The following is a 1,935-nucleotide window of genomic DNA, read 5'->3' on the forward strand; positions in this document are numbered from 1 at the left end:
GCCAACGATAAGTGGCGCGAAGATAAATAACATCCCTGAAAACATTAGATGATGCTCGGTGTTAAGAAAGGGACTTCGAGGTTATCAATCAGTTAATAGGCAGGTCAATAAAATCAGACCAGAGTGACTTGCGCCTTCAACATCAGAGCCACTCTAGTTACTTGCTAGCGGAGAGAGTATGCAGCGGGTTTAGTATGAGACGTTTGCATCAAACGTTTGCATCCTACTAGATGCTCGTGGCGTCGATAACACGGTTGAGTTGACGTGAAAACTCGCGATCATCCAGATTGGAGAGTTCGTATAACGCCTCGGCGCCTGGCGCAGTCATTTCTACTTCATGCTCTTCAATCGCGTCATCGTGGTTGCGAAACATCAATAAGTGGTTCGCCATTCTTGCCACATCGAGATAGGTGATATCAGGACGCGGTTTGGTGTATAGCTTGTTATTGATAGCCACTTCAATAAAATCGCGATCGAATGCCCATTGCTTCAGGACTAACCGGCTACAATCGCCGGCGAGCGCAAAAAAGACTTGCTCGGCAATATCAAATTGGAGGTAGTGACCTTCATGAATAAAGCGCTGGAACTCACCAATCACACTGTATAAACCGATGTCGGCCAGTAAACCGACAATCAGTGCTTTTTCTGGTTCGACCGATAGCGGCTCATCACAATAATGTCTGATGGTTTGGGTCACTAACGCCATTGCCGCGGCAAATTCACGCGACTTCTGTGCACTTTGCTTCAAAAGCGCGTTGCAGTCGCGAGAAAACGTCGCATCGCTTTTCAATTGGTGAATGGCCGCTGCGGTAATAATACCTAAAACACGGTCGACCCCTAGACGTGAAACGGCGGTTTGAACATCTTTGCATTGTCCAGTTGCCCTCGGCGCAAAAAGGGCGGAATTTGCCGCTTTGAGTACCGCGCCGCACAAGCTAGGATCTTCCATCAACAAGTTAGCAATATCTCGCATCGTGGTTTCAGGCTGCTTGCTGGCGTGCTGTATGGACAGAATGGCGTCCGGTAAAGGGGGAAGAGAGAGGCGGTTAACGCGAACGGTTTCGACAGCGCGTTTATAAAATTCGGTCTCGAGGGAGCGCAAATATTTATCGCGATCCGGTGAGACCCAGAAAAATGACAGATGATCCATAAGTCCCGATAGTGTTTGTCACCAGACGGCATGGTAATGCGGCCAAAAGCAAAATAGAACCGCCTTTGATCGAATCAGTGCGCCTGATGGCGTCTTTGGTGATGGTTTAAACAGCAAACTCGCGCCTATTCAGGGTAGGTAAGCGGATAACGCAATAGTTTATCAATAAATTCGGCAACGAATAAGGCGTTAGGCTGTGAAAGTAACAATTGTTTTTGCTTAACTTCAATGGGAAGCAGCTCTAACCAGCGTAAACAGACCCAACCTATGTCGTCATATTGGGTCAGCTGAAAATGGTCATGCAACCCAGGATTGGAACGGTAGTATTGTTTTAGCTTGTCACTCAGATAGTGATAGGGCTCAGGAACGGTTTGACGTCGCCATATCGGCAACGGAGTATGCCGTGCCAAGTCAATATCCCTTTCTCCTCGTTCGATAGCCTCCACCTTGACACTTTCAATGCCCTGTAATGTCAGTGCGATCTGCTGGGGGTCATGGCGATTAAAATCAGCCACTTGGCAAAGTGTCACAATCGGGGAAATCGTGGAAGGACGCGGAGTTGACGGAACCTGGGGGCTGATTTCGTCCATATCTATCATGGCCACAAGTAATCGCGGTGGCTCGCCTGCTTGTGGGAGTGCGTCTAAGTAGAAAGCCTCAGACACAATATACGTGTTTACGCCACCTGGTAATAAATGATTGGTTTCAATCAGCAAAGGGTGTATCGACATACCGGCTCCCTACTCATGACTGGCTTACTCCTAATTTAGCGCACTGTAGTGCAA

Annotated in this window: 2 protein-coding genes; both read right to left on the reverse strand. The window is 48.1% G+C overall.

Annotation, left to right across the window (positions count from 1 at the left end):
* Window positions 1–226: 226 nt before the first annotated feature.
* Complete coding sequence (locus BZG79_RS14995; protein WP_077461223.1) at window positions 227–1,150, reverse strand: HDOD domain-containing protein; 924 nt, start codon at window positions 1,148–1,150, stop codon at window positions 227–229.
* Between the two features lie 125 nt (window positions 1,151–1,275).
* On the reverse strand, window positions 1,276–1,881 hold the full coding sequence (locus tag BZG79_RS15000) for an LON peptidase substrate-binding domain-containing protein (RefSeq protein ID WP_077774810.1): 606 nt from the start codon (window positions 1,879–1,881) through the stop codon (window positions 1,276–1,278).
* Window positions 1,882–1,935: the final 54 nt, after the last annotated feature.

Source organism: Salinivibrio sp. MA427, from assembly GCF_001996115.1.
Lineage (GTDB): Bacteria > Pseudomonadota > Gammaproteobacteria > Enterobacterales > Vibrionaceae > Salinivibrio > Salinivibrio costicola.